Annotated in this window: 25 protein-coding genes; 4 read left to right on the forward strand and 21 right to left on the reverse strand. The window is 53.7% G+C overall.

Annotated features, from left to right (window positions below):
* The first annotated feature begins 12 nt into the window (after positions 1–12).
* Positions 13–1,050 carry a YkvI family membrane protein gene (locus ACR9FF_RS19680; RefSeq protein ID WP_435163955.1) on the forward strand — a complete coding sequence of 346 codons (1,038 nt, stop codon included), beginning with the start codon at positions 13–15 and terminating at the stop codon, positions 1,048–1,050.
* Here the strand turns inward: ACR9FF_RS19680 and ACR9FF_RS19685 are convergent.
* From ACR9FF_RS19685 to ACR9FF_RS19695, 3 genes are read right to left on the reverse strand one after another with little or no spacing between them, the layout of a single operon-like run.
* Positions 1,015–4,233: an AAA family ATPase gene (locus ACR9FF_RS19685; RefSeq protein WP_435163958.1), complete on the reverse strand. Its 3,219-nt coding sequence runs from the start codon at positions 4,231–4,233 to the stop codon at positions 1,015–1,017. The two genes, ACR9FF_RS19680 and ACR9FF_RS19685, sit on opposite strands and share 36 nt — an antisense overlap.
* A complete protein-coding gene (locus ACR9FF_RS19690; RefSeq protein WP_435163961.1) occupies positions 4,230–5,498 on the reverse strand; it encodes a metallophosphoesterase family protein in 1,269 nt (422 codons plus the stop codon). The genes ACR9FF_RS19685 and ACR9FF_RS19690 overlap by 4 nt, the downstream gene beginning before the upstream one ends.
* A 2-nt stretch (positions 5,499–5,500) precedes the next feature.
* The gene (locus ACR9FF_RS19695; RefSeq protein WP_435163964.1) at positions 5,501–6,631 is read right to left on the reverse strand and encodes a glycosyltransferase family 4 protein; all 1,131 of its coding nucleotides are present in this window, start codon (positions 6,629–6,631) and stop codon (positions 5,501–5,503) included.
* Positions 6,632–7,130: 499 nt separating this feature from the next.
* On the opposite strand from ACR9FF_RS19695, the gene ACR9FF_RS19700 reads away from it, so the two are divergent.
* On the forward strand, positions 7,131–8,222 hold the full coding sequence (locus ACR9FF_RS19700) for a GGDEF domain-containing protein (protein ID WP_236013199.1): 1,092 nt from the start codon (positions 7,131–7,133) through the stop codon (positions 8,220–8,222).
* 62 nt (positions 8,223–8,284) lie between these two features.
* On the opposite strand, the gene ACR9FF_RS19705 is transcribed toward ACR9FF_RS19700, so the two are convergent.
* The 7 genes from ACR9FF_RS19705 to nrdI all read right to left on the reverse strand — a co-directional run bounded on the left by ACR9FF_RS19705 (position 8,285) and on the right by nrdI (position 14,676).
* Positions 8,285–8,947: an HAD family hydrolase gene (locus ACR9FF_RS19705; RefSeq protein ID WP_317982077.1), complete on the reverse strand. Its 663-nt coding sequence runs from the start codon at positions 8,945–8,947 to the stop codon at positions 8,285–8,287.
* A complete protein-coding gene (locus ACR9FF_RS19710) occupies positions 8,944–9,627 on the reverse strand; it encodes a YjjG family noncanonical pyrimidine nucleotidase (protein ID WP_201001590.1) in 684 nt (227 codons plus the stop codon). Before ACR9FF_RS19710 ends, ACR9FF_RS19705 begins: the two co-directional genes overlap by 4 nt.
* Before the next feature lie 32 nt (positions 9,628–9,659).
* A complete protein-coding gene (locus ACR9FF_RS19715) occupies positions 9,660–10,457 on the reverse strand; it encodes a PhzF family phenazine biosynthesis protein (protein ID WP_435163969.1) in 798 nt (265 codons plus the stop codon).
* Between the two features lie 147 nt (positions 10,458–10,604).
* Positions 10,605–11,060 carry a GyrI-like domain-containing protein gene (locus ACR9FF_RS19720; protein ID WP_127497078.1) on the reverse strand — a complete coding sequence of 152 codons (456 nt, stop codon included), beginning with the start codon at positions 11,058–11,060 and terminating at the stop codon, positions 10,605–10,607.
* Between the two features lie 158 nt (positions 11,061–11,218).
* Complete coding sequence (gene nrdF / locus ACR9FF_RS19725; protein WP_248762621.1) at positions 11,219–12,175, reverse strand: class 1b ribonucleoside-diphosphate reductase subunit beta; 957 nt, start codon at positions 12,173–12,175, stop codon at positions 11,219–11,221.
* Positions 12,176–12,245: 70 nt separating this feature from the next.
* On the reverse strand, positions 12,246–14,330 hold the full coding sequence (gene nrdE, locus ACR9FF_RS19730) for a class 1b ribonucleoside-diphosphate reductase subunit alpha (protein WP_127497082.1): 2,085 nt from the start codon (positions 14,328–14,330) through the stop codon (positions 12,246–12,248).
* Entirely contained in the window at positions 14,263–14,676 is a 414-nt protein-coding gene (gene nrdI, locus ACR9FF_RS19735; protein WP_127497084.1) for a class Ib ribonucleoside-diphosphate reductase assembly flavoprotein NrdI, read from the reverse strand. The genes nrdE and nrdI overlap by 68 nt, the downstream gene beginning before the upstream one ends.
* Before the next feature lie 318 nt (positions 14,677–14,994).
* Between nrdI and ACR9FF_RS19740 the strand changes: the two genes are divergently transcribed.
* A complete protein-coding gene (locus tag ACR9FF_RS19740; RefSeq protein ID WP_127497086.1) occupies positions 14,995–15,216 on the forward strand; it encodes a hypothetical protein in 222 nt (73 codons plus the stop codon).
* 150 nt (positions 15,217–15,366) lie between these two features.
* On the forward strand, positions 15,367–16,005 hold the full coding sequence (locus tag ACR9FF_RS19745; protein ID WP_127497088.1) for a thymidine kinase: 639 nt from the start codon (positions 15,367–15,369) through the stop codon (positions 16,003–16,005).
* A 122-nt stretch (positions 16,006–16,127) separates the two neighbouring features.
* Here ACR9FF_RS19745 and ACR9FF_RS19750 read toward each other — a convergent pair whose 3' ends face one another.
* The 11 genes from ACR9FF_RS19750 to ACR9FF_RS19800 form a co-directional block, all read right to left on the reverse strand.
* Entirely contained in the window at positions 16,128–16,889 is a 762-nt protein-coding gene (locus ACR9FF_RS19750) for a class I SAM-dependent DNA methyltransferase (protein WP_127497090.1), read from the reverse strand.
* A gap of 4 nt (positions 16,890–16,893) precedes the next feature.
* Positions 16,894–17,832, reverse strand: coding sequence for a CvfB family protein (locus tag ACR9FF_RS19755; protein WP_201001604.1), 939 nt, complete (start codon positions 17,830–17,832; stop codon positions 16,894–16,896).
* Positions 17,829–18,176, reverse strand: a complete 348-nt coding sequence (gene rsfS, locus ACR9FF_RS19760; RefSeq protein WP_127497094.1) for a ribosome silencing factor — start codon at positions 18,174–18,176, stop codon at positions 17,829–17,831. Before rsfS ends, ACR9FF_RS19755 begins: the two co-directional genes overlap by 4 nt.
* Positions 18,177–18,179: 3 nt before the next feature.
* Positions 18,180–18,752 (reverse strand): bis(5'-nucleosyl)-tetraphosphatase (symmetrical) YqeK, encoded by a 573-nt coding sequence (yqeK, locus tag ACR9FF_RS19765; RefSeq protein ID WP_201001610.1) that lies wholly within the window; start codon positions 18,750–18,752, stop codon positions 18,180–18,182.
* The gene (nadD, locus tag ACR9FF_RS19770; protein ID WP_127497098.1) at positions 18,742–19,332 is read right to left on the reverse strand and encodes a nicotinate-nucleotide adenylyltransferase; all 591 of its coding nucleotides are present in this window, start codon (positions 19,330–19,332) and stop codon (positions 18,742–18,744) included. The genes yqeK and nadD overlap by 11 nt, the downstream gene beginning before the upstream one ends.
* Positions 19,333–19,363: 31 nt before the next feature.
* A complete protein-coding gene (yhbY, locus tag ACR9FF_RS19775; protein WP_015845590.1) occupies positions 19,364–19,675 on the reverse strand; it encodes a ribosome assembly RNA-binding protein YhbY in 312 nt (103 codons plus the stop codon).
* 49 nt (positions 19,676–19,724) lie between these two features.
* On the reverse strand, positions 19,725–20,606 hold the full coding sequence (aroE, locus tag ACR9FF_RS19780; protein ID WP_435163980.1) for a shikimate dehydrogenase: 882 nt from the start codon (positions 20,604–20,606) through the stop codon (positions 19,725–19,727).
* 20 nt (positions 20,607–20,626) lie between these two features.
* Positions 20,627–21,751 (reverse strand): ribosome biogenesis GTPase YqeH, encoded by a 1,125-nt coding sequence (gene yqeH, locus ACR9FF_RS19785; RefSeq protein ID WP_435163983.1) that lies wholly within the window; start codon positions 21,749–21,751, stop codon positions 20,627–20,629.
* Positions 21,748–22,272 carry a YqeG family HAD IIIA-type phosphatase gene (locus ACR9FF_RS19790; RefSeq protein ID WP_015845593.1) on the reverse strand — a complete coding sequence of 175 codons (525 nt, stop codon included), beginning with the start codon at positions 22,270–22,272 and terminating at the stop codon, positions 21,748–21,750. The genes yqeH and ACR9FF_RS19790 overlap by 4 nt, the downstream gene beginning before the upstream one ends.
* 140 nt (positions 22,273–22,412) lie before the next feature.
* Positions 22,413–24,686, reverse strand: coding sequence for a transglutaminase TgpA family protein (locus ACR9FF_RS19795; RefSeq protein WP_435163986.1), 2,274 nt, complete (start codon positions 24,684–24,686; stop codon positions 22,413–22,415).
* Positions 24,683–25,927: a DUF58 domain-containing protein gene (locus tag ACR9FF_RS19800; protein ID WP_435163989.1), complete on the reverse strand. Its 1,245-nt coding sequence runs from the start codon at positions 25,925–25,927 to the stop codon at positions 24,683–24,685. The genes ACR9FF_RS19795 and ACR9FF_RS19800 overlap by 4 nt, the downstream gene beginning before the upstream one ends.
* Positions 25,928–25,929: the final 2 nt, after the last annotated feature.

The raw sequence follows: 25,929 nt of genomic DNA on the forward strand, positions 1-25,929 counted from the left end.
GGAGGACATGCCATGGTAAAGCGTACGGGTAAGGCTCTTCAAATCGCATCCACTTATATCGGCACGATTGTAGGCGCCGGTTTCGCGACTGGACAAGAGATCTTGCAGTTTTTCACCCGCTTCGGCTATTGGGGTACACTGACGATCGCTGTCGCGACGGCGCTATTTATATGGCTGGGCGGCAAGATGATGCTGATTGCCAGCGAGATCGGGGCAAAGTCCTACGAGGATCTGAACATTGCATTGTTTGGCGATAAGTACGGGAAATGGATCAGCCATTTCATGCTGGTTGTGCTGCTTGGCGTAACCGCCGTGATGCTTGCCGGTGCGGGCACCATCTTTTACGAGAATTGGAATGTCTCTTATCAAACGGGATTACTCGTCACCATTGCCGCATGTTATTTCCTGCTTCGCAAAGGCATGAAAGCGATTCTGACGGTTAATGCGATTGTAGTGCCGGTTATGCTCCTATTCACCGCGATAATTATGCTGGACACGTTCCAAACGCCCGAAGCCGACAGGTTCATAACGATTACGACGGACCACTCGGTATGGGCGGCATGGGCTTCCCCATTCCTGTATACCGCCTTTAACCTGTCGATGGCGCAAGCCGTGCTAGTCCCGCTTGGCTCGGAGGTTAAGGACCGTAAAACCATTGTACTGGGCTCTTGGATTGGCGGAATCGGAATCGGCATTATGCTGCTTGCCGGACATATTGCGTTATCCGTCCATATGCCCGGCATCCAGCAGTTTGCCATCCCGATGGGAGGCATCGCCAAGCAGCTTGGCCATTTCGTGCAATATATTTATATTTTCCTCATATTCGCCGAGATCTTTACGACGCTGATTGCCGACATTTACGGTCTGACCCTCCAGCTCCAGGAGCGGCTGAAATGGTCCCGTCCGTTAATAATCTTGGGCATTCTCGCCTTCTGCTATTTCGCGAGCCAAATCGGCTTCGGCCCGCTGCTCTCGACGCTTTATCCGATTTTCGGCCTTATCAGCTTAGGCTGGCTATACCTGGTCATCCGACGAAGGATGGCTCACTAACGGACGGCTGCTGCCGGGAAGCTCGATTTGCGCGGCATGAGGGATGCCACTCTGCAGGGCAGCCCGGATATGCTCATGGCAGGTAAACAGAATCAATTGGCGCGATAACGACAATTCGCCAAGCAATTGGGCGACGGCTTGCAGGCGCTGGCGGTCGAAGTTAACGAACAAATCATCCAGCAGCAGCGGCATGCCCGCTGCTGCTGTTCGTTCTACGGCAAGCGCAAGCCGCATGGACAGATACACCAGCTCGGCTGTGCCGCGGCTTAACATAACGGAATCGACTAATCGGTTATCCGACGTCTCGAGCCGGAGCGAAGGCTGGTCCGGGGTCGTCATCACCCGGATATACCGCCCTTCCGTAAGACGGCGTACAAATTCGCTTGCCAGCTTCAGCAAGGCGGGCTGCCGTTCTTCCTCGTATATCCGTCTCGTTGTCCGAATGAGGGAGGCGCTGACAGCCAGCACGGCGTAACGCTCGGCATCCTGGGTGATCCGGGCAAGCGTCATTTCCTTGACGGCCAGCAGCTCCCGGCGCTTCTCCTCCTGCAGCAAATGCTCAAGCTGCTGGCGCAGTCTTCCCCGCTTATCGAGCAGATCTCCCCTGTTCCTCTCCAGCTGCTCGGCTTCCAATTGAAGCCGCTCGCAAAGCTGCTTCAGCTCATCTCCGTCGTGGCTGGTGAGCAGCAGCTCAAGTTCCTTTAACCGTTCCTCCGACATGCCTGCTTCGATCTCGATCCGCAGCTTATTCCGTTCGTTATCGATGGCTTCCAATCGATTCCGGTGAACGAGAACGGCTGCAAATTCGGCTTCGTTATGGAAACCGGCAGCTTCCGTAAGCTGTCGGATGGAAGAGTTGAGCTGCTGCTGCTTGTCTCCGACCGTCGTTAAGGCTAATTGAAGAGCTTGAAGCCGCTCATCCAGCCGGGCGGCTTCTTCCTGCGCCGCTGCCTGCCGGCGCAGCTCCGCTTGCAGGAGCCGCAATGCCAATGCGGGCTCCGCGGGAAGACGCTGCGCCGCGTCCGGGAAGGCGGCGCAAAGCTCCGCCGCGCGGGCCTCGAACGCGGCGAGCTGGGCGTTGGCCGCGGCGAGCTTCGCTGCGCGGCGGTCCCGCTGCTGGAGCCGGTGCAAAGCTTGCTCGGCGAGCTCGAATATTTCGAGCGCTGCATCCGGCGACATGTCCGGCAGCGCTATCGCTTCCAGCCAGCCGCGCCATTGCCGGGCAGCGGCTGCGCGCTCTTCCGCCGCGGCGGCGGCAGCCTCGCGGCGTTCGCCGGCGGCAGCGCGAAGCCGCGCATGCCGGCGGGCCAGCTCGGCACGGGCGGCGCCGAGCTGCTCGCTGCGCTGCAGCGCGTTGGCGTGCGCCTCGGCAGCGGCGCGCAGCTGCTCGCGGGCCGCGCCGGCCGCGTGCGGCGACTCCGCCAGCAGCGCCGCGGCGGCTTCCGCGGGCGCGCTGACGAGCGCCGCCAGCGCAACGCGGACGCGCTGCTCGCGCGCGGGCGCCGGCGCTTGGCCGCGAGTGCGCCGCGGCCTGCGCCTAGCGGCCGCGCTGCGCCCGCGAGCCGCGGCTAGCGCCGCCAGCGCCAGCGCGAGCGCGCCTAGCGCAGCGGCAGCGCCGGCTGCGCCGGGGAAAGCGCCGCCGCCAAGCGAGGCGGCGCCAAGGGCAACGGCGGCTCCTCCCGCCAGCGCCGCGCCAATCCATAGCGGGCCGGCTGAGCCTTGGCCCGCTGCCTCCCGGGCGGCTGGTGCCTGCAGCCGCTCCAGCTCCCACTCGCGCAGCGCGGCGTCGCAGCTGTTCCATGCTGCGCGCATAGCGTCGCTCGTCTGAGGCAGGAACGCAGCGCTGCCCAGTACGCTGCGCCCGCCTGCCGCTGCTTCCGCGCGCGCTAGCTCGGCTTCCGCCTCGGCAAGCTGCTGCGCGGCCTCCCTCTCCTGCTGGATAACAGCCTGCAGATCGGCGTTGAGCCTTTCCGAGCTTCGTCCGGCCTCCGTCTCAAGCTGTCTCTGCCCGCGTACATATTCCCGGTCGGCTACGGTTAACTGCAAATCCAGCAGCTCTTGCTCTCCCCAATTCGGGGCGATGCGGCCGAGGAGCCGGGTTAAAGCTTCGGATTCCGATTGCAGCTCTGCCGCGAGCGTAATCCTTTCTTCTCTCAGAAGCTGCATCCGTTCGCTCTCGAGCAGCAAAGCTTCGGCTTCTTCTTTTCGGGCCAGCAGCTCTATGTCTACCTGAATGGTCTGGCGCTTATGCGCGACCAGCTGCTGCTCCTGCTCTACTTGTTCTTGCTCTTGCGCACGGCTTCTCTGCTCCTTCCGCAGCTCATTCCAGCTATGCTCCGCTTCCGCCGTAATCCGCTGGGCATCCGCAATCCCTTCCCGCTCTCGGCCAAGCTCAAGCTGCCTGAGCCATAACGGTCTTATCGCATGGGCTTTTCCTGCCAGCTGAAGAGCAGACTGCCGATGCGGCTGCTCCTCCTCAATCCGTTCCAGCTCCCGTTCAAGCCGTTCCAGCTCTTGCTGGAGCCCATTGTATGCCTGAATCGCATCAACCTGCTCCCGAAGCTCTTGCTCGGTTTTCTCCAGCGTCTTTAACTGCTTGTTGATCTGTTGGTTAGCCCCGCGCGGCTTGAACAACTGCTCCATTTCAAGCTGCAGCTTTTTCTCGGCCGCCGCAATAGCCTTGCCATTCTCCCATCCGGCATGGTACAAATACCGGCCTAGCTCCTCATGCGATAACACCCCAACCTGCTGCAGCTCCGTTAAGGTGATGGCATACAGCTCGCGAAACAGCTGTTCGTTGGTCCCGCCAAGAAACCGCTGCTCCCATTCCTCCTGGGTTGGCCAGCTCTCCTCATCGGATGAAAGGTCATGCTCCGCATGGCTGATCCGCCTAAGCTTGAGACGGCCTCCGTTCACATGTGCATAGCGCTCCGCTATGAAGGTATAGCCTTCCGTATCCTGAAATACCAGCTGTCCTCCGTGGTTGCCCCCATTAACGGGTTCTTGCCGTTCGGCCGGCTGATTCCGCCTTGCAAAACCGAATAGAATCGTCCGGATAAATCCGAACAGCGTACTCTTTCCGGCTTCGTTCATGCCGTATAAAACAACGGAAGGACCATCCAGCCTGCAGCGTAACCCTTGCAGCTGGCCAAAGCCGTCGACCCGGATTTCCAGCAGCTTCATTCGTCCTTCCTCCCTTCCGCGGTTAGCAATCCAAGCACATGCTCCCTAGCTTGCTCCAGCCATAGCTCGGGCAGCTCGTCCCAGTTCCCGCGGAGCAGCCTTCCCAGCTTGGCATGACCGGAGAGCGGCGCCACGGCGGCTGCCGCTTCTTGTCTCCAAGCGCCCGAATCCTGCTCCAACCGCTGCGTCAGCCTGTATAGCTCGCCGGCAAAGCTGTTCTCGTCCTCAAGCTCCGTCAAACGCAGCCCCGCTCGCGTATGGACCTCAAGCGCATAGATCCATGCATGCGGCGAGCCTAACTGCAGCTGCTCCAACAAGGTCCGCACGGTAATCGTCTCCGATAGCTTAGGATGCAGCGGACCTTGCCCTTCCAACGTAAGACGAGCCATAACGGTTCGTCCGTCACCCCGGGCGGCAAGCTGCTCCGCTTGTTCTTCCAAGCGCTGCAGCAGCTCCTGCTCCGTATGCAGATCGTTAATCGACAGTGCCGCGTCCAGCCAGCGAATTTCATCTAGCGGAATAAAGGTCAGCTCAACCGCCCGTGAAGTTGAAACCTCTACCAGGTAACAGCCCTTCGGTCCGGTCTCCCGCGGATTGCGGCCTTGTATATTGCCTGAATACACGACATGCGGATATTCATGCAGGACTTTCCTTGTATGTATATGGCCAAGCGCCCAATAATCAAAGCCTTTGCCGGTTAGCTCTTCCAGCGAGCATGGCGCATATGGATCGTGGGATGAATCTCCATTTACGTTGCCGTGAAGCATAGCGATATGAAATGGCGCCCCTTCAACCGGCGAATAACGGGCGGCCAAATTTTCCGTAACATGCCGTTTCCCGTAGGACATCCCGTAAACAAAAGCAGCCAGCTCACCGTTTCTGCAGTAAGCCGGCCGATATTCCATGCCATTTGCACCAAATTGCGTCACATTGGACGGCAGCTTCAGCTCCGCCCTTGCGCCGTTCAGCGGATCATGATTGCCGTGTATGACAAAAACGGATATTCCGTAATGCTGCAGCCGCTCCCACTCTTTTAATAGAAGAAACTGCGCTTTCAGCGAGCGGTCCGCCTCATCATACAAGTCGCCGGAGATGACGATAAAATCAACCTGCTCCCGAATGGCCGTATCCGTTAACCGCCGCAAGGCGCCGAAGGTCGAAGCTTGAAGCTTCTCCTTCAGCGCATCCGGCACCTTGCTCATGCCGCGGAAAGGGCTATCCAGATGCAGGTCTGCCGCGTGTATAAATCGAAAAGGAACCGTCACGATTATTCCTCCGGTTTCAACGATAAGTAAACTTTCTTCATCTGCGAGATTACCCGCTGAAGCGAATAGACTTTTTTCGCCTTGTCCCAGCCGGTACGCGCCAGATTGTACCTGTAGGTCGGATCCGTTACCAGCTTCTCAAGCGCATCCGCAAGGGCAGGCGCATCTTCCGGCGGTACGAGCAGGCCGTTTACGCCGTCTTCGATCTGCTCGGCGATACCGCCGACATTGGTTCCGACCAAGGCAAGCCAGCATAAGGCAGCCTCGGCAAACACGGAGCCGAAAGCTTCCGCGCGTGACGGCAGAACAAAGACGTCGAAGAAAGGCATGAATTCTTCCGGATGAAGCATGTAGCCGTAAAATATAATATCGTCGTATAAATCCAGCTCGACCGCCAGCTGCTCCAGCTCTTCCCGAATCGGACCGTCCCCGATAATATGCAGGACAAACGGATGACCGCGATGCTTCAATTCCGCGCAGGCGCGCAGCAGAATATCCAGACCTTTCGCGGGTACCAGGCGGCATACCGTGATGAACTGCGGAACGGCATTCTCGTGGGCAATCGGCTTGAACCGCTTTTCGTCGAAGCCGTTAGGAATAACCTTAATAGCGGAAGAATCCTTCATATAAGGAGATAGATAAGTCCGGAATGAATCCGATACCGTCAAAAGACGGTCCAGCTTGGCTTCCAGCTCGCCGTAGATGGAAGTCAGGAAGCGGTGCGCAATGCTGTTTTCTTCGATTTTACCGTTCAGGACAAGCTCCCGTTCGAAGGAGGAGTGAATCGTCATCATGACCGGCGTATCGGGGAAGAGCTGCTTCATGACAAGCGCAGCAATCGGGTGATGCGCATGAATGATATCATAGGAACGCTTCAACCGCAGTCGCGTCCACCAAATGTAGTCCCGCATCGTCTGCAAATATTTATCTACGATAGGATCACCGAGAAACGGCGTCACATCGAAGGTTTCAAATACGATTTCCTCTTGTCCTTTTCCTCTTACCCGCTTCGGAAGCGAGAATAATTCCATTTGCCAGCCTAGTTTCAAAAAACGCTCTTGAATATAGGGCACCATGGAGGACACGCCGCCCGGTTGTTCCGGCGGAAAAAACAAAGCCTGCAGTATATTCAATGTCCTTCCTCCTAAAAAAAATTATCACACAAATAGCATGTTTACCTGCTATTGTGATGATTTTTACTTCGTAAGGATAAATTGTGAAGCAATTCTTAGCTTCGTAAGCATCCGCTTAAAAATTGTCGCACAAGGGGTCACTAATTCGGCCACTTGTGATAATTTTTACCTCGTAAGCATCATCTTAGAATTGTGAAGCAATTCTTAGCTTCGTAAGCATCCGTTTTTCTTCATAAAGCAGCTGCTCATCTTTAATTTTACCCTGTCAAAATCCGATATCTTAATTATTAGATAGAGTGCTTTATTAACAGAATCGTTCTTGGGTCATGCTTTTACCATCACGTAAATCATGATATATTAGAACATATGTTTCTGTAAAGCAACACTCCATAGGATATGGTGATACTTCATTATGACAATCTTAACCTGGCTAACCGGGCCCAATGGCCAACTTATTTCTTCCGCTTGTGTCATTATCATCCTTATATTGATGCTTTTCATGTCAACCCGGTTGTATACCAGCTATCGGAACAAACGCATCTACAGGTATCTTACCCTGACGATCCCGCTGTTTATGGTTCAGAACACCATACTTGCCATGCTTGCTTATCCCGGGCAGAAGCTTCCGCCATGGCTGCATATCGTTTCAATGATTTTGCAGATCGTCTCTTTTATCATTATAAACTTTGTATACATGAAATTATATACTCATCGCGGCGCGCAAATAAAAGTTATGCCTTTTGTACTGCTGATCGTCTTAACCTTTGTTATTGCCGCGGTGCAGTCCGTGTTCATGGATCCTTCGGATGACGCTTTGCTGCCGGGAGGGCAATACCGTCTCCTTGGACTCGATTTCTATTCCTTGATCGTAACCTTCATGATCCTTCTTGGCAGCAAAGGCGCCGAGATGAACGGCAAATTTTCGGCGAGCCTTATTACTTATTTTATTCTCGACCTGTCTAGAATTGCTGACGGCTACGTCTTTCACGGTTCCGTGGATTGGCTGGTGCTGCTCGGTTACTTCCTTCCGATCGTCTACTTCATGCAGCTGTTCCTCCTGCTGTTCGAGTGGGTCATTGAACGTCTGATGATGACTTATCAATCTTCGATTACGGATGGCTTGACGGGCCTGTACAACCGGAGGCACTTCACATCCAAGGCCGAACAGATTATGCGGAGACAAAAAGGTCTCGCCGTTATTTTCTGCGACATCGACAACTTCAAGAAGCTGAATGATACGCAAGGCCATCATAAGGCAGACGGCGTGCTGAAGCAGGTCGCGGAGATTATGAAGGAAGAATCGGCGGGCATTGGCGCTGCAGGCCGGTACGGAGGCGAGGAGCTGCTTGCCTGCATCTCGACCGACCGGGTAAAGCCGGACCGTGTCGCCGAGTCGATCCGCAGCCGCGTGGAAAAGGAAACCATCGTTACGGTGAGCGTTGGCGTCAGCACCACCAAAGACGGCAAGGATGTCATCCAGCTTATCAAGCTGGCGGACGAAGCCATGTACCATTCCAAAACAACCGGCAAGAACAAGGTTTCCTTATTCAGCTCTCTGCCGTCCAGCAAGAAGAAGGCATTATCTACCTAAAACAAACAGGGTCTGGTCTCGGATGGCAGCATGCCACTAAGGCCAGACCCTGTTTTTAATTTTTAGCGGACCAATCCCGCAAGCAGCTGCCCCAACTCATCCACCGTAGCTACCAAATACGTCGGCTCAGCCAGCTTCAGCTCTTCTTCGCTGCCGTAACCGTAGCCAACGCCAACCGAGTCCAAGCCATGGCGCTTCGCCCCGATAATATCATGCTTGCGATCGCCAATCATAATAGCATCTTCCGCGGATAGACCGCAGGAGAGCAGTACATGCTCGATCACTTCGCCTTTATCGACGCGGGTATTATCCAGGTTGCTGCCGCCGATAAACTCGAAAAATTCGCTTATCTCGAAGTAAGCAATGATTTTTTCCGCGAAAAAGGTAGGCTTGGAAGTTGCCACATATAAGGAAGCTCCCTGCTCCTTCAAGGCAGCAAGCACTTCTTTAATGCCTTCGTACCGCTTGTTCTCGTACATGCCCCGTTCCGCGAAGTACTCCCGGTAGTATTTGATCGCCTCCGTGCACATCTCGTCCGTAAAGCCGTAAAACTCCTTAAACGAGCCGGCAAGCGGCGGTCCGATAAAGGGATCAAGCACGTCCAGATTATCGATTTGAATGCCGAATTTGCTTAGAGAATATTGAATAGCGCTTGTAATGCCCAGCTTGGGATCCGTTAACGTCCCGTCCAGGTCGAATAAAATCGACGAATACGTCTTTGTCATAGAAGAGTCAGCACCTCGGATAGTTGTTTGATTTCGAATTTCGGCTTAACAGGCGTCGCATTCGTCTTGTTATGCGGATTGTACCAGCAAGTATCAATGCCGCTGTTCAGCCCGCCTTGAATATCGGAGGTCAGCGAGTCTCCAACGATAAGCACTCTCGCCGGATCGGTAATGCCAAGCTTGTTAAACGCGTAATCGAAGATCCCGATATGAGGCTTCTGATAACCCGTATCTTCCGACACGATAATATGCTCGAAATAGTGATCCACGCCAGCCTTGGAAAAACGCGACAGCTGCACTTCCCGGATTCCGTTCGTAATAATCGCCAGTCTTACTTTCGAACGGAGCTCTTCCACAAGCTCCACAGCTCCGTCGATCAGGTACGCACCTGCTCCAAGGTAACCGAGATAACGGTTGCTGAATTCCTCGGCTCCAATCGTAAGGCCCGTTCCGGCGAATAGCCGGCTGAACCGTTCTACGCGGAGCTCGGCCAGCGAGATCGCCCCTTTTTCGAAATCATTCCACAGCTCCTGATTGATGGTCCGGTAGAGGGCTACATAGTCGGTATCCGGAGATTGAACCCCGAATTCTTCGAACACGCTTGTCAGAGCGAAGTCCTCGGCTTTCTTGTAGTCGAATAGCGTATCGTCAGCATCGAATATTATCACGTCGTAATTCATTGCAGTCAAACTCTCCTTGTTTTTCAATAGTCTTAGACTTCCAATGTTCCTTGCAAAATCATCTTCGCTTGGCCGGCCAACAGAACGCAGCTGCCGTTCACGGCCACCTTCACGATGCCGCCGCGCTTCGAGGCCTGATAACCCGTCAGCTCCTGTTTGCGGAGCCTCCTGGCCCAGTGCGGCGCAAGCGCGCAATGCGCCAGGCCCGTGACCGGATCCTCCAATATACCCGCATTCGGGAAAAAAACGCGCGTTACATAATCATAAGGCGCACCGGCTGCTGCCTTGGCGGTTACAATGATTCCTCTTCCGCCTGCCGCGGCAAGCTGCTGCTGATCCGGCCTTAGACTGCGCACGGTTTGTTCGCTATCCACCTCAACGACATAATCCTGGCGGCTTTTGGCCGTATAACGCGGAATTAACCCCAGACCTTGGATAAGAGCTTCCGGCGCATTCACCGGCTTTGGTATCTCTTCCGGATAGTCCATCGTCATCCAGCCGTCAACGGTATCGTAAGTCACGGTCAGTACCCCGCTCTTCGTTACAAACCTGGCCGTCTGATCGAAACCCAGCCTCCCCGTATGCCACAGCATATAAGCGGCTGCCAGCGTGGCATGCCCGCCAAGGTCAACTTCCGTCTCCGGAGTAAACCAACGCAGGTCATAGCCGTCAGCAATCGGAACCAGAAAGGCCGTCTCGGGCAGGTTCATTTCCGCCGCCACCTGCTGCATCCACCGTTCATCCTCCGGCTTCTCGCATAGGCACACCGCTGCCGGATTTCCTCGGAATGGCTCGCTTGTAAAAGCATCCACCACATAAATCAGTTTCATCTTCCGCCCTCCCTGTTATCCTTATTATAAACGACAACCGCAAACGACTGCATCCTTCCTTGGGAGAAGCGGCAGCAGATATGAAAAAACCTCTATCGCCGCGTCTCGAAGAGGAGCAGCCGCGAATAGAGGCAGGTTGTAATCTAATTATTCATCCTTTAGCGGAATTAGAAGCTCGACTTCTTCCTCTTCCCATTGGCGTTCGTTAATGTAAAATACTTCAATCGCAAGCGCGCTGTCGTGTTTGTTCAGCTTCCGTTCGTTCATCCAGGCAAACAGCTGCTCATAAGCTTCGCCAATCCGTTTGTTAGAGGTTGCTACCATGGCATAACGGTGTTCCGGAATCGTGAACTGGACCATGCCCTTCGGAAGCTCCTCCATATGATACACCTCATAACAGGCCCAATAAGAAGCAAATACTTCATTGCCGAAATACGGGCTGTACAAAACAGGTGATTTGGATACGGTATTTAATTCATGCTTGCGGGATAAAAACTCGCTCTGCAGCCGGATCGCTTCATCCGGGAATGCGGAATAAGGACCGCAATAGCTGATGCCGGCCAAATGAATAGCAGGCTTCGTAATGATAGAGCAGTTGTCCAAGCGAACTCCCCCTAAATAATTGTAGGTCTACGCTGGGATGAGCATTTATTTCGCCATTAGTGTATCACGAATTACCATTTTCAGGATAGTATTTTAATTGTTTTTTCCGAACCTGCGCAAACAAAAAAGCCGGCTTCGGAAGCCGGCTGTAAATGCTCTTACATATTGAAGACAAAGTCTTCGTCGCGCAATTGCTCGATATGAACGGTACGCACATAACCGTTGCCTTTTTTCGAGAAGAAGTCATGCTGCTTCGTATGCGTGCTGATGCCGTTGAACACGATCGGGTTGACCGGCTCTTCCGGGAAGTACGGTTCAAAGCCTAGGTTCATCAAAGCTTTGTTCGCGTTGTAACGGACGTACGTTTTAACGTCCTCCTGTAGGCCAATTGGGCTGTACAGGTTATCCGTGTACACCACTTCGTTCTCATACAGCGTGTTCAGAAGGGCGAACACTTCTTCTTTCAGCTGAGCTTGCTCTTCCGGCGTGAATTCGTTAAACAGCTCTTGCGCCAGAACGCCAACATACAAGCCGTGGATGCTTTCATCGCGGAGGATCAAGTCGATAATCTCGCCGCTGCTTGTCATTTTGCCTTGGCCAGCCAGGTAAAGCGGGTAGAAGAAGCCGCTGTAGAACAGGTAGCTCTCCAGGAATACCGAAGCGGCCATCGCTTTGTACAGCTGCTGCTTCGTCTCAATGCCTTGGTACCAGGAAGAGATCAGGGTTGCTTTCTTCTGCAGCTGCTCGTTTGTCTCTACCCACTGGAAGATGGCATCGATTTCTTCCGTCGAAGCCAGCGTCGTAAAGATACTGGAATACGACTTCGCATGGATCTGCTCCATCATGGACATAAACGCGAGTACCGCTTTGCGCTGCAGGCCGTCCACATGCTCGAGAATTTTCGGCATGCCTACGCCGCCTTGAATCGTATCGAGAAGCGTCAGTCCGCCCAACACGTTTTTGTATACGGTGCGCTCGGTGTCGCTCATTTCCATCCAGTCCATTTTATCGTCGGAAAGTGGAATTTCTTCGTCTGTCCAGAATTGCATCACGTTCTGCTGCCAGAAGGTAAGCGTAAAATCGTCATCCGGACGGTTCCAGTTTACTGCTTTCATCAATCCTGCTCCTTTGGTTAAAGGCTGCTTTCCGATTCTCCTCTTCCGGCAGCCTTGTCATTAGTTCGAATTATACGGCGCAGCTTGTGCATTCCTCGACGGAAAGACGCTTCGTTCTCGTATAGTAGAGCGATTTCAGCCCCTTCTGAGCGGCATAGATGTAGAAGCGCGCCAGTTCGCGGGTTGTTACGTTGCTGTTCACGTGAAGAACGGTCGAAATGCCTTGGTCCACGTGCTGCTGAATTTCCCAAATCAGGTCAATCAGCTTGAATTGATCGATATTGTAAGCCGATTTGTAGTAGAAGTAGTTATCTTGTGCCAGGTAAGGCATCGGATAATACGTCGTCGAGTTCGCGTAAGTACGAGTCTCGATATGCTCTACGATCGGCATAACGCTCGAAGTCGAGTTTTGGATGTACGAGATGCTTTGCGTTGGCGCGATAGCCAGGCGGTAAGCATGGTACAGACCGTATTTTTGCACTTTCTCTTTCAGTTCAGCCCAGTCCTGCGGAGACGGGATTTCCATGCCTTCGAACAGCTCTTTTACTTTATCCGATGACGGACGGAAATCCGTTTCGATATAACGGGTGAAATAAGTGCCTTTTGCGTATTCGGAACGATCGAAATCCTTGAAGCTTGCGCCGCGTTCTTTGGCGATTTCCATGCTCTTCTCGATCGAGTAGTAGTTCATCATCATAAAGAATGCGCTCGCGAACTCTTTCGCTTCGTCGCTTTCGTAAGCAATCTTGTTCTTCGCGAAGAAGCCGTTCAGGTTCATTGCGCCAAGGCCAACGGAGTGAAGCTCTTCGTTTGCTTTGCGCACGCCCGGAGCGTTGTCGATCTCGGATACGTCGCTGACCGTCGTCAAAGCTTCGATGCCGACATGGACGGATTCTTTGATTTTCTTGCGTTCCATGACGTTAACGATGTTCAGCGATGCCAGGTTGCAGCTGATATCGCGGCGGATAACATCATCCATGCCGTAGTCGTTGATCGTCGAAGTCTCTTGCACTTGGAAAATTTCGGTACAGAGATTGGACATCTTGACTTGACCGATATCCTTCAAAGCGTGAACTCGGTTAGCGTTCGATTTGTTCATGATGTAAGGATAGCCGGATTCCAGCTGGATCGAAGCGATCTTTGTCATCATGTCGCGGGCGTTCATGACCGCTTTTTTCACGACTTTATCGTTAGCGAGAAGCTCTTCGTACATAACGTCCATATCCATGTCGTCGAGATGCTTGTCGTATGCTTTATGAACGGAATGAGGACCAAAAACGTACAGCGTTTCGTTCTTTGCAGCCAGCTCATAAAATTTATTAGGTATAATCAAGCCGATCGACAATGTTTTGATGCGCGTTTTCTCGTCGGCGTTAATTTTCTTACAGTCAAGGAATTCAATGATATCCCAGCCGAAAATGTTGTAGTAACCTGCGCCGGAGCCTTTGCGCTGACCCATTTGGTCCGCGTAGGAGAATGCGTCCTCCATCAGCTTCAGTACCGGCATGACGCCTTTTGCGGCGCCTTCCACGCCTTTGATGGCTTCGCCGCGTCCGCGCAGCTTGGACAGGTTAACCGCTACGCCGCCGCCGATCTTCGACAGCTGCATGCATGTGCCAAGAACGTAGTTGATAGAGTTCAAGGAATCGTCCATCTCAAGCAGGAAGCAGGATACCATTTCGCCGCGGCGGCTTTTGCCAGCATTCAGGAACGTTGGAGTTGCCGGCTGCAGGCGCTGCTCGATCATCGCTTCCGCGATGCGGAGCGCTTTGGCGCCGTCGCCTTCGCCGAGGTTCAGGGCAACGATCGCTACGCGGTCGGGATATTGCTCCAGGTACTTCGATTTATCGTTCGTCTTCATTGCGTAGTCTTTGTAGAACTTCGAGATCGCCATATACGATTCAAACTGGAAGCCGCTGCTCTCGGTCAGCGTAAACACCGCTTCGATCTGCTCATATGTATATTTGTCATATACATTCTCGTAAAAGTCATTCTCGATGAGGTAGTCCAGCTTCTCGCGGAGGGAACCGAATTTCACGCTTTTCGCTTCCACTTCCTCCATAAAAGCGGCTACCGCTTCTTTATCTTTATCCAATTGATAGAAGCCGTCCGCTCCTCGTTGCATCAATTCGTTGTTCAGCTCGATGTGTTTCAATATTTCGCACCCTTTCGACAAAGTATTCCATATCTTGATTCGTACCGGATAATTCAAACTTCGATATGACCGGCACGTCGAACAGGCTAGAGATCGTATCCGCGCTCTTCGCGAAGCCGTCTCCCCAATTCCGATTGCCGCTTGCGGATACCCCTTGAAGATAATTACTGTTTCGGTTCAAGAAATTCATGACGCGCTCCGGCACCTGACCAAATCCCGTCGTGTAGGTAACCAGTACGTAAGGCTCGTCCACTATGTCAAGCTCGCCAATGGGCACCGCTCTCATATTCAATTTATTGATAAAGCGTTTCACATTGCCTGTTCTTGAATCGTAGACTACCAGCATGTTTCTCTCTCCTTAAAAGAATTGCAGGGCAATTCTTGCTTCGTAAGCATCGATCTAGCAACGTCTATCACTGAAATTTCAGCAATATAAAAGCGCTTCTGACAGCAAAGATGTCAAATGCGCTAGTTGACAAAATCGTTGAAATCTGACTACACAACTCAATATGTAGTTGATGAATTTGATTCTACATCAAGATATAGGCCTCGTCAATGCAAATTATGGAGAAATTATTTATTTGGCCTTTTTCGACACTCGACTATTTTAACAGATGAAGATATGATGGGATAGTGACATTTTATTGCTAATATGGAGGTACAAATGGACAAGCAAATAACGCCGGAGCAGCTGCGAGAAGCCGTGCTCCAGTTGTTCCGGGATGCCGGATATACCGTACCCGAACTGCTGCCTTACATAGATGGTTTGAATCAGGAGAATGATCGTCTGAAGCAGGAATTAAAGCGATTGAGGCTGGCGGCCGCCCGCGGATCGGCTTCCTCGGATTCTATGAACAGCAGATTGAAGGACGCTTTAAGGGAGTAATTAATAGATCGGAATTTGGAAGGCAAAGATGAATAGCAAAATCTATATCTAGTGTTCGCCGGTTAAAAATTATGTCGAATACCCCTGTTGCATCCTCGACTTATTCTGATAAAATAATACAACCATTGAAGTAAAGGTAAGGGATAAGTCATGGATAGAGGGTTCATTACGGTCATTATCGGACCGATGTTTTCGGAGAAGTCGGGAGAGCTCATCCGGCGCTGCCAGAAGCTGATGAAATACGGCCGCAAGCAGGTCAGGGCTTATAAGCCGGCCGAGGATGACCGGTTCAGCAACGAAGAGATCGTCAGCCGGATCGGCTACCGCCTTCCCGCAACAAGCGTGCCGCGCGCGCTCCCGGCATCATCGGTGGAGCAAATCCTGCTCGAGTCGAAGGATGCGGACGTCGTGGCGTTTGATGAAGCATCCTTCTTTGGGAAGCCTATCATCGCTCTGGTAGAGGAGCTGGCATACCAAGGGAAGCATATTATCGTAGACGGTCTGAATATGGACTACCGGGGCAAAGAATTCGGCTACATCGGCGGCCTGCTGGCGATTGCCGACGAAATCGTAAAGCTGACTTCGTTCTGCGCCGTCTGCGGCGATGCCAACGCGACCTTCACGCAGCGTATCGTCAACGGCAAACCGGCCAAGCTTGGACCGGTCTTCCTCATCGGCGATACGGAGAGCTACGAGCCCCGCTGCCGCTCCTGCTTCGTCCCTCCGCACAAAGTGACGGACGACACTGCGGAAGAGCTCACAGACACGATTACGGCGTCTCAAGCGTAAACAGCTGAGCTACCTTCAGAAAGAAGCTGCTCCAATTTGCGCGGATGAAAAATAACAGGGTTGTCTCCCGTCACTCGAAGTGACGGAAGACAACCCTGTTTGCTTTCAAATGACCAGCCTCATCATTTCACTGCCGCAAAAAACAACCGCTCCGAACGGTCACCCGCCGGCTCGAGTTCAAAGTCCGCATAGCAGTCAACCGTACGGAAGCCCGTACGCTTCAAGGCTGCTTCCATCCAGCCGCGGCCATACGCCCGCTGTTCGTGCATTTCTTCGAAACGCTCGAACTTCCCGCTCTTCTCCTCGGCGAATATGGTCAGATGATGCTCGATCTGAAGCCGGGACTCGTCGAGCTCGCAAGTCCATATATAAGCGACTTCGTCCTCGTCCAGCACAAAAGGCTGCTCCTCCGCGTAACGAAGGAACACCTTCGGATCATGAACATCGAACAAGAACAGTCCGCCCTCGCGCAAATTATCGTAAGCCGCCTTAAAGGCTGCCTCCACGTCTTCTTCCTCGGTCAGATAGTTCACGCAGTCGCAGAACGATATCACCGTATCGACGGGCTCCGCAAGCGTCCAGTCCCGCATATCCTGCTCCAGCCAGGTTACGTTCCCCCGGGCGCGGGCCAATTGCGAGGCAGCTTCATCCCATTTGCTGCGCGCAACGGTCAGCATATCGGCAGACAGGTCGATGCCGTATACCTCCAGCCCGGATAAGGCCAAAGGAATCGCAATGCTGCCCGTCCCGCAGCCGAGATCCGCAACCGTCTTAGGCATGCCGTAACGTTCCCAGCTGTCATGGGCGAATTGCAGCCAGTCTTCGTATGGCATGTCCTGCATCAGCCGGTCGTAGACCGATGCGAATTGACCGTATGCATCCATGCCGTTATTCCTCCGACGGCTTGGCGGATGCAGCGGCATCCGAACCGGCATCGTCCGCTTTGGCCGGATCCGCCAGGTAAGTCCAGCTTCCTTTTTGCGTAATCAAACCATCCCTCATCAGCTTCCCTAAAGCACGCTTGAAAGCCGATTTGCTGATGCCGAAGCGCTGTTTGACCGTATCCGCAGGCGTTTCGTCGGAATAAGGCATGCCCCCGCCCGGGCGCTCCTTCAGGAAGGCCAGAATGCGGTCCGCATCCTCCAGCCGCCCTTCCTGCTTCAGCTTCGCCATCGACAGATTTACGCGTCCGTCTTCGCGGATGAACGTTACCCGCGCGGATACCCGCTCGCCAAGGCGAAGCGGACGGACGCGCTCGGGTGCCGGAATAAGTCCGTATACGCCAAATCCAACCACGCCGCCGTCAACAAGCACAAACGAGCCCATCTGCAGCGATTTGGTGACCCAGCCTTCCACCCACTGGTTGCGCCAAGACTGCGGAGCCTCGAATACGAGCGGTCCAAGCTCGTCCTCGCCAGCCGTTCTGGCGAGCAATCGTCCGGCTTTATCGTGACCAAGCACAACATGGACCTCGTCGCCCGGCAGCGGACGGAACTCCACCTTCTCCGGCAGCTCGGAAATCGGAAGCAGCAGCTGCCGTCCAAGGCCAAAATCCAGGAAACAGCCGAGACGCGGATGCACGTCGGCAACCTTCAGGCGCGCCATCTCTCCAAGCAGGAGCTTTGGACGCTTCATCGTTGCGGCAATCCGGTCCTCGGAATCATAAAAAATAAAGACCTCTACCTCATCGTTCATTTTCGGCTTCTTGCCTACCAGCTCGGTATAGTGCAGAAGCACCTCCGACTCTTCATCGGTCAGGAAATAGCCGTAGGGCGACACTTCGCGTGCCACCCTTAAAGTTACAATCGTGCCGGCTGTCAGACTCATGCGAATTCCACTACCTTCGCATCGGACCACAGGCGTTCGATATTATAGTAATCGCGTTCATCGCGGTGGAACACATGGACGATTACGTCGCCAAGGTCAATCAGTACCCAGCGCGCCGAATCCATGCCTTCGATGCCTTTTACGCGTACGCCGCGCATTTCAGCCTGCTTGCGGATTTCAGTCGTAATCGCTTGTACCTGCGTATCCGAATTACCGTGGCAGATAACGAAATAATCAGCCACCAGCGAGATTTCTTTCAAGTTTAATGCTACGATGCGATGCGCTTTCTTGTCTTCCGCAGCCGCCACCGTAATTTGCAGCAATTCATCCGAATGTACGGTCATAGCTCAGCCTCCTTGTTTTTGCTGTTCAATTAAGTCATTGCGGGATTCCACCGTTAGGGGATAAATCCGATTTCCTTTCTCGAGCAGGAAAGAAATCGTGGAATCAAAACCCGCGATTAGCGCCTGCTCGAGGCTGGTCTCGCTCAGTTCGCGAATGCGGTCGACCCCGGGAAAGTCCCGTCCGGGTTCCATATAATCGGCCAGACAAACCACTTTGTCCAGCTTGGTCATTCCTACACGCCCGGAAGTGTGATACCTGATGGCATCCAGCACTTCCTGATCCTTTACGCCGTATTCATGCTCGGCTACCCAGTAGCCGACCTCGGCATGCCATAACGCCTTATCATGGTTCAGCAGGCCTTGGTCAAGCTGCTGCTCCCGAATAATCTGCTCCATCTTCGCAATCGGCCAATATTTGGCCACGTCGTGCAGAATGGCTGCAAGCTCCGCTTTTACCGGGTCTTCCCCAAACCGTCCGGCAAGGATAATCGAGGTTTCCATAACCCCTTCCACGTGCTTCCAGCGCTTCTCCGGCATTTGCGATTTGACCGATTCGATCATTTGTTCACGATTCATAAAGCCCTCTCCCCTTTATAAACTGATGAACGGTGTCCGGCACCAGATAAGCAATCGAACGCCCCGCATGCACTCTGCTTCGGATCTCCGTGGACGATATGCCGATCGGCGGCATGTCCGCCATCGTCACGCGCCGACGAAGGAATTCCGGCAGTTCATCCAGCTTCACCGCCGTCCCTTCCCGCTCCAGCCCGATGAAGGTAATCAGCTCCGCCAGTTCTTCTATACGATGCCATTTGGGCAGATCGTTAATCCGGTCCGAACCGATAATATAGGAAAAAGCTTTATCCGGGTACCGCCTTTTCAGTTCCAGCACCGTGTCGATGGAATAACTCATTCCGCCGCGCTCCAGCTCGATATCAAGTACTTTGAAGGCCGGGTTTCCTCCGAGCGCTTCCTGGACCATCTGAAGTCTTAGCTTGCTGCTTGCACCCGGCTCGTTATCCTTAAGCGGCGGCTGATAAGTCGGAATAAACCATACCTCGTCCAGCCCGCAGCCGTCACGGGCTGCTTCGGCCGCAATCAGATGTCCGGTATGAACCGGATCAAACGTTCCGCCCATAATGCCGATTTTGCTCATTAAACGCTACCCATCCTTTTCGGTTACGGCGTTATTTCGCCGCAGCCTTAGGCAGCTCGATCTTGCGGTACTTCTCTTCCGTTGCTTGCTTGTACAGAACGATCGTTTTTCCGATGACCTGTACCAGCTCGGCACCGGCAGCTTCCGCCACTTCCGCGCCGATCTCCCTAGGATCGTCCATGCAGTTGTTCAGTACCGAAATCTTGATCAGTTCCCGTACTTCAATCGCTTCTTCAATGTGACGGACAAGCTGATCGTTCGTGCCGCCTTTGCCTACCTGGAAAATCGGCTGAAGATGATGAGCCAGCGATCTGAGGTGACGTTTTTGTTTGCCTGTTAACATGGTAGTTCCTTCTTTCATCTCTATAGGTTGTCGATATGGTTGCATTGAACTAGACAAGGGACTGCAAAACGGTCTCGCGCATCGCTGCTGCCGGAGCCGGCTGCCCTGTCCAATATTCGAAGGCGTAAGCCCCCTGATAAATAAACATGCCGAGTCCCCCGTGCACGCGGCAGCCATGCTGCTCAGCGTCCAACAGGAACTTCGTGCGCAGCGGATTGTAGATTAGATCGCTTGCGACGGCCCCCGGCTTCAGCCAAGATGCGTCTATCGGCGCTGCATCGGTATGAGGATGCATGCCAACGGAGGTTGTGTTAATGACGATATCCGCTTCCCCGCAGGCAGCCTGCAATTCATCGTTTGCAATGGCCCGGATATCCGCCAGTGACCGGAACGATTGCGCAAGCTCCTCGGCACGCTCCACCGAACGGTTAGCGATCGTAATGCCCGAAGGCTGCTCGCCGGCGAGCGCGTACACGATTCCGCGCGATGCGCCGCCGGCGCCAATGACGAGAATCCGCTTGCCCGCAAGCTCCGGCTCCGCTTCTTCCTTCAAGGACCGGACATAACCGATTCCGTCGGTGTTATAACCGGTCAACCGGCCATTATCGTTCACAATCGTATTGACGGCTCCGATCGCCTGCGCGCCCGCGTCAATCTCGTCCATATACTTCATAATATCCAGCTTATGGGGAATCGTCACATTGACTCCCCGAATGCCCATCGCCCGAATGCCAGCTACAAATTCTCCAAGCTTGCCCTGCGTAATATGAAAAGCCATGTAGGCTCCGTTGATTCCCGTCTCGCGGAAAGCCCGATTCATCATAATCGGTGATTTCGAGTGGCGAACCGGATCTCCGATTACGCCATACAATACCGTCTGGCTGTCAATCCGGTTTCCCGTAATCCCATTGTCAAGCGCGGATACCGTCAATGTTCCCGTTCCCCTCTCTTCTATACAAGCGAATCGCGAAGCAAGACCTTAATGCCCTTAGGCGCATATACGTCCACGATCGCGCCGGAAGTGCCATTCGCCTGAATCCAGCCCATGCCGGATACGAAAATATCCTTCTTCGCTCCCCGCGGAATGCGAATCGAATGGCGGGTCCAAGCCGGCATTTCATCCAATTCTTCGCGCGAAGGACCGCCAAGCAGCTCCCCGCGGTGGTCGGCGTACAGCTGTTCAGCCCGCTCCAGCTTCGTGCGGTGTACGCTAAGCGCATTGGAGATATAGAACGTAAACGATTGACGTTCGCCCTCAACGAAGTCGAACCGGACCAAGCTGTTGATAAATAACGACTGCTGGTCGTTTAACTGGTAAACCAGCGGCTTGATCGGCTTGTCCGGCAGCAAAGCCTGAAGGAAGCCGCGCGGAACGATCTCCGTCATCCGGGTAGGGTACACGATCCCCGGCGTATCGATTATCGACTTGCCGTCATCCAGCGGAATATGGACCGCGTCAAGCGTAGTGCCCGGGTAACGGGAAGTCGTCAGTTCGCGTTCCATATCGCTGTAGTCATGGATCAGACGGTTAATCAATGTCGATTTGCCGACATTGGTTGCGCCAACCACGTATACATCGCGGCCCTTCCGGTGATGCTCGATTGCTTCAATGACATGCTCGAAGCCGATATTCCGTTTGGCGCTGCAGAGCACGATATCTACCGTGCGAAGCCCTTCCGCCTTCGCCTGCTTCTGAACCCAGTTCCGAAGACGGTTCAGATTTACCGAACGAGGCAGCAGATCAACCTTGTTAACCACAAGCACAACCGGATTATTGCCTACAAAACGCTGCAGACCGGAAATGAGACTGCCCTCAAAATCAAATAAGTCGACAATATGGACAACCAGGCTGTCCGTCGACCCGATGCTGCCGAGCAGGCGCAAGAAATCGTCCTGATCAACGGTTATCGATGAAGCTTCATTATAATTACGAATACGGAAGCATCTTTGGCAAATAACCGGCTCCCGGTTTAACGCCGCTTCGGGCAGGTAGCCCGACTCTTCCGGATGCTCCGTCTGGAGCTTAACTCCGCAGCCTGCGCATGCATGCGACTGACTATGCTGCTCTTCTCTCACTTGGTCTCCCCCTCATACCATGTCCCTTTTTTACGCAAACGGGAAAGAACAAAACGCTCGATTCTTCTGTTCACGCGGGTCATTATTCCTTCGTCAGCAGGAGCAATCGGCGTGACCAGAATCGTATAAAGGCCCATACGTTTCCCGCCGAGTACATCCGTAAGCATCTGGTCGCCGAGCACAACGGTCTGCTCCACGGGCAGCCCCAGCACGCTCAATGCTTTATGGAACGCTTTATTCGCCGGCTTGCGCGCGGCATGAATAAACGGAATGCCCAGCGGATCGGCGAATTTGGACACTCTCGTCCTGTTATTATTCGACACAATGACAACTTTAAAGCCATAATCCCGAACTTGTTCCAGCCATGTCGTGAGCTGTGGCGTTGCAAGCGGCTCACGCGCTCCAACGAGCGTATTATCAAGATCGGTGATAATTCCGCGGACACCTTTTTTGTATAACTCGTCCAGCTGAATATCGTACACCGAATTTACTCGTAAATGCGGCAATAATCTTTCGAACATGCTGCCTTGCCCCCTCGAACTTTCGCTCATCTCCTGCTATCTTACGAAACTATACCATATATTCGGATTTTGTTGCAAAAGAAATACCGCCCGCGCAATGCGAGCGGCGAATTTTCCTTCTATATAATATACGCAAATTTCTACAATTCCTCTTTAATCGCTTTGATCTTTAAAATAAACCGGTCGGTCTCCGAACTTGTCGCCTGGACGGAGCTGTATTTCGCGCGTTCGAACTCATCGAGCACTTCGCGGAACAGATTGTTCAGCCGCTTGTGGCTAGGCGACCATCTCTGAATCGCTTCGCGCAGCGTCTCATGCTCCCCGCGCTCATAGCCTTTGCGCCGGCAGAGACGCAGCAGCTTCTCCGTCTCCCATACAATCCGGTCATTACCGGAATAAGCCCGGTATCTGGAACGGATCCATGGCGTACGCAGCAGGACAACAACAAGCACAAGCACGATAAGAACGGCTGCCGATACCGAGCCCCAGATGATAGCGGAATGATTGCTTCCCGTGCTGTCGGTTACTTCCTCCTGTACCGGATCGGTATCAACCGCTGCGGTAGGCGTCGGCAATGCTTCCTGCTGCACTTCCGTTACGGAATAAGGGAAGGTGAAGCCCGACGTAGGCTCGAACGGAATCCAGCCATAGCCGTCGAAATAGATCTCCACCCAGGAATGCGCATCCGAGTTGCGGACGGTATACGTGCCTGCTCCGTCCGGATTTAATTCCGCTTCGCTTGGAATCCCGCCGGCAGACGGCACATATTCCGAAACGGGAAGCACGCCCGGGGCGAAGCCTTTTACCCAACGGGTAGGCAACCCGATAGAACGGGACATGACCGCCATCGCCGTCGAGAAATAATCGCAATAGCCTTCCTTCAGTTCGAAGAGGAACTGGTCGACGAAATCCTTGCTGTCTCCGGTCAGTCTTGATTTATCCGGTTCATTCGTATACATGAAGTTCTGGCGGAGATAAGTCTCTATCAGCTTCGCCTTGTCGTAATCATTCACGGCCGAAGCCGTTAACGACACGGCGAGCGACCTTACGCGGCCCGGCAAGGAAGACGGCAGCTGCAAATATTGCTTCGTCTCCGCCTGATCCGGCAGCTCGGCTTCCGTCTTGCGAAGTCCTTCTTCATCTAATATGGTGACTTCGGAGGTTACCGCATAGCTTTGCGGATATCTGCGCAGCGGCTTGTCGGACCAGATCAGCTCCTGCTCGTTAACCGCCCACTTTAAGCTTTTCGGCAATACGGATGCATCGGGATCATCCACCCAATGAACCGCGGTAACGGGAGAAGCGGCGAACAAGACCGGATAAATATTATTATTGGACATTCGGACCTGCTGGTCCACCTTCATCGTCTCCGCCTTCTCGCGTCCTTCGATGAGCGGTAGCTCCCAGTCTTTCCCTACCGAGGCTAACCGGCTCCGTTCCGTCTCGTCGTTCACCGTCCAGCCCGCTCCGGTGTATTCCGTTTTCGTCTCGCCTCTCCAGTAGCTCCGATGGTTGGTTGTAATCGTCATGACGGGCGAATAGTCAAAATCGAATCCGCCACCCAGCTCCGAATCATCGCGTCCGTAACCGGACTTGGTGTTGCTGCTGCTCACGTCAACGGGAGCAGCGATTCCTTTGTCTCCGAGGAATACGTTAACCGTCTCGCCCTTCGATTCCTTCCACATCGTATAAGGATCTTGAATAATCGGCGATACGGTCGGCATCAGAATGCCGGCTGTCATCAGCACGGACAATACGATAACGATTGGCATCAGCAGCTGCAGCGGATATTCCGTAAGCTCCCTCCAGCTGTTCGGATGATGGCTTGCCAGCTTATGCAGATGATTGGCCACCAGCCAGAGCAGACCCAAAAAGACAATCCAGGCGACTTCATCCCATAACCAGATCGGAGTAAAAGAATCCGCAATGGTCAGAACGAGAATATTGACGCTTATAAATCCGAATAGGCGCAGCCTAGTTGTAATCCACAAATCAAACAGGATATACAAAACGAGCAAAGCTCCGCAAATCCATATAAAGGGATGCAGCTGCTCGGCATAACCCCACAACGTGCGGAACAAATCGCCAAGCCGGTTCTCTTGATGGGGAACGGTCGTGGAAGCGACTTTTTTCAGATCGGCAAAATAAGCCGTCGCGCCTACCGCAAGCACCAATTGAACAACAATCCGCAGCACCCGCATGCTTCGCGGCAGCAGCCAATCGGCAGCAACAGCGAAGAGCAGCGTGAAGCTGACCGCGTAGAAGGTCTCGCTCCACCAGAAGCCCTCAAAGATCCGGATTGTATGAATAAGCATAAGAGCAATAAATAATTGCGAGAGCTTCGTATACCAATTCGGCGTAACCTTGATGATCACCGTTCGGCAGAAAGTAAACAAACGCGGCAAGAGGCTCATGCCCGGCCTCCTTCCAGCACGGCAGGAAGCTCCTGCAGCTGCTTCAGTTCGAATAAGGACCAGCCCTTGCTGCGAATCATCAGGCGCCATTGTTCCTCCAGCCGCCTGTCGCCGCCGATATGCATCAGGCATGGCGTAAGTCCTTTACGGGACAACCATTCCATCGAACGGATGGCTTCCCTGCCGGAAGTTCCGCTAATCACGATTGCGAAGGAGCCTGGCTCCAGCCGGGAGTCGGCTGCCACGAGAGACTTGTACAGCCCTTGCTCGGCATCGGCGTCTACAAAGGTCAAATGCTTCATTAGCGCGTTGCGCTGTTCCACGCCGGACTTGGGCGGGAGAATCGTCAGCTTCTTGCCTGCGGACATTAGTCCGATCGCCGTATCGCCCTTCAAGCCGCTGTCAATAAGCGAAGCTGCTGTAGATACCGCCAGCTCGAACCGTTCCGCGCCCGGAGCGGGGTAATCGCCGGCATATCGGTCAAGAATAATAAGCGTACGAGGCAATGACTCCCTCTCGAACGCCTTCGACTTCCAGTCGCCCGTCTTCGCCGTTGCGTTCCAGTGAATCCGCGACAGCCTGTCGCCGTACAAATATTCCCGCACGCCGTTGATTTGCGTCGTTTCTTTTGCGGCACGCGGAGCTGCGGCATGGGAGAAGGGCCCCCGGAAGCCGCTTTGTATGCTATGCCATTGCCGCAGCGGAACAATCTGAGGCAACACGCTGAATGCCGACTCCGAGCCGAAGCGGCCGGAATGCTCGAACAAGCCGAATATGTCATGGGAAATGCATTCGGTCGTGACGAAGCGGTACTCTCCCCGCTGAAGCGGCGGCGTCTGGTAAAGCACATCGCCGGAACGCTTGAAGCTTGGGACGAAAGAGGCTTCGAACTGCAGCTGCTGGCCGTTATGGCGCTGCAGCCTGTCTCTGACCAATACATAAGGGATCGGATAAACGCCGGGAACCTTTACCGATAATTGAACATCCAGCGTGCTGCCTGCCGTGAGCGAATGGTCGCTGCCCGCGGTTGCCCCGGTCTGCCTATAGCTTCGGATGCCGGACACGCGGCTGATCCCGCTCCAACGGCCTAAAGCCAAATAAATCAGCAGCACGTTCAAAATCATAAACAGCATCAATGCCGTTTTGCCGCCCTGAAACAATAAATAAAGCAATGCGGCGCCATAAATGATTGCGATAAGCCTCCAGCGTTTACGGGTCTTCGTCTCTTTCACCGCATTCATGG

This window comes from Paenibacillus glycanilyticus, from assembly GCF_051200795.1.
GTDB classification, from domain to species: domain Bacteria; phylum Bacillota; class Bacilli; order Paenibacillales; family Paenibacillaceae; genus Pristimantibacillus; species Pristimantibacillus glycanilyticus.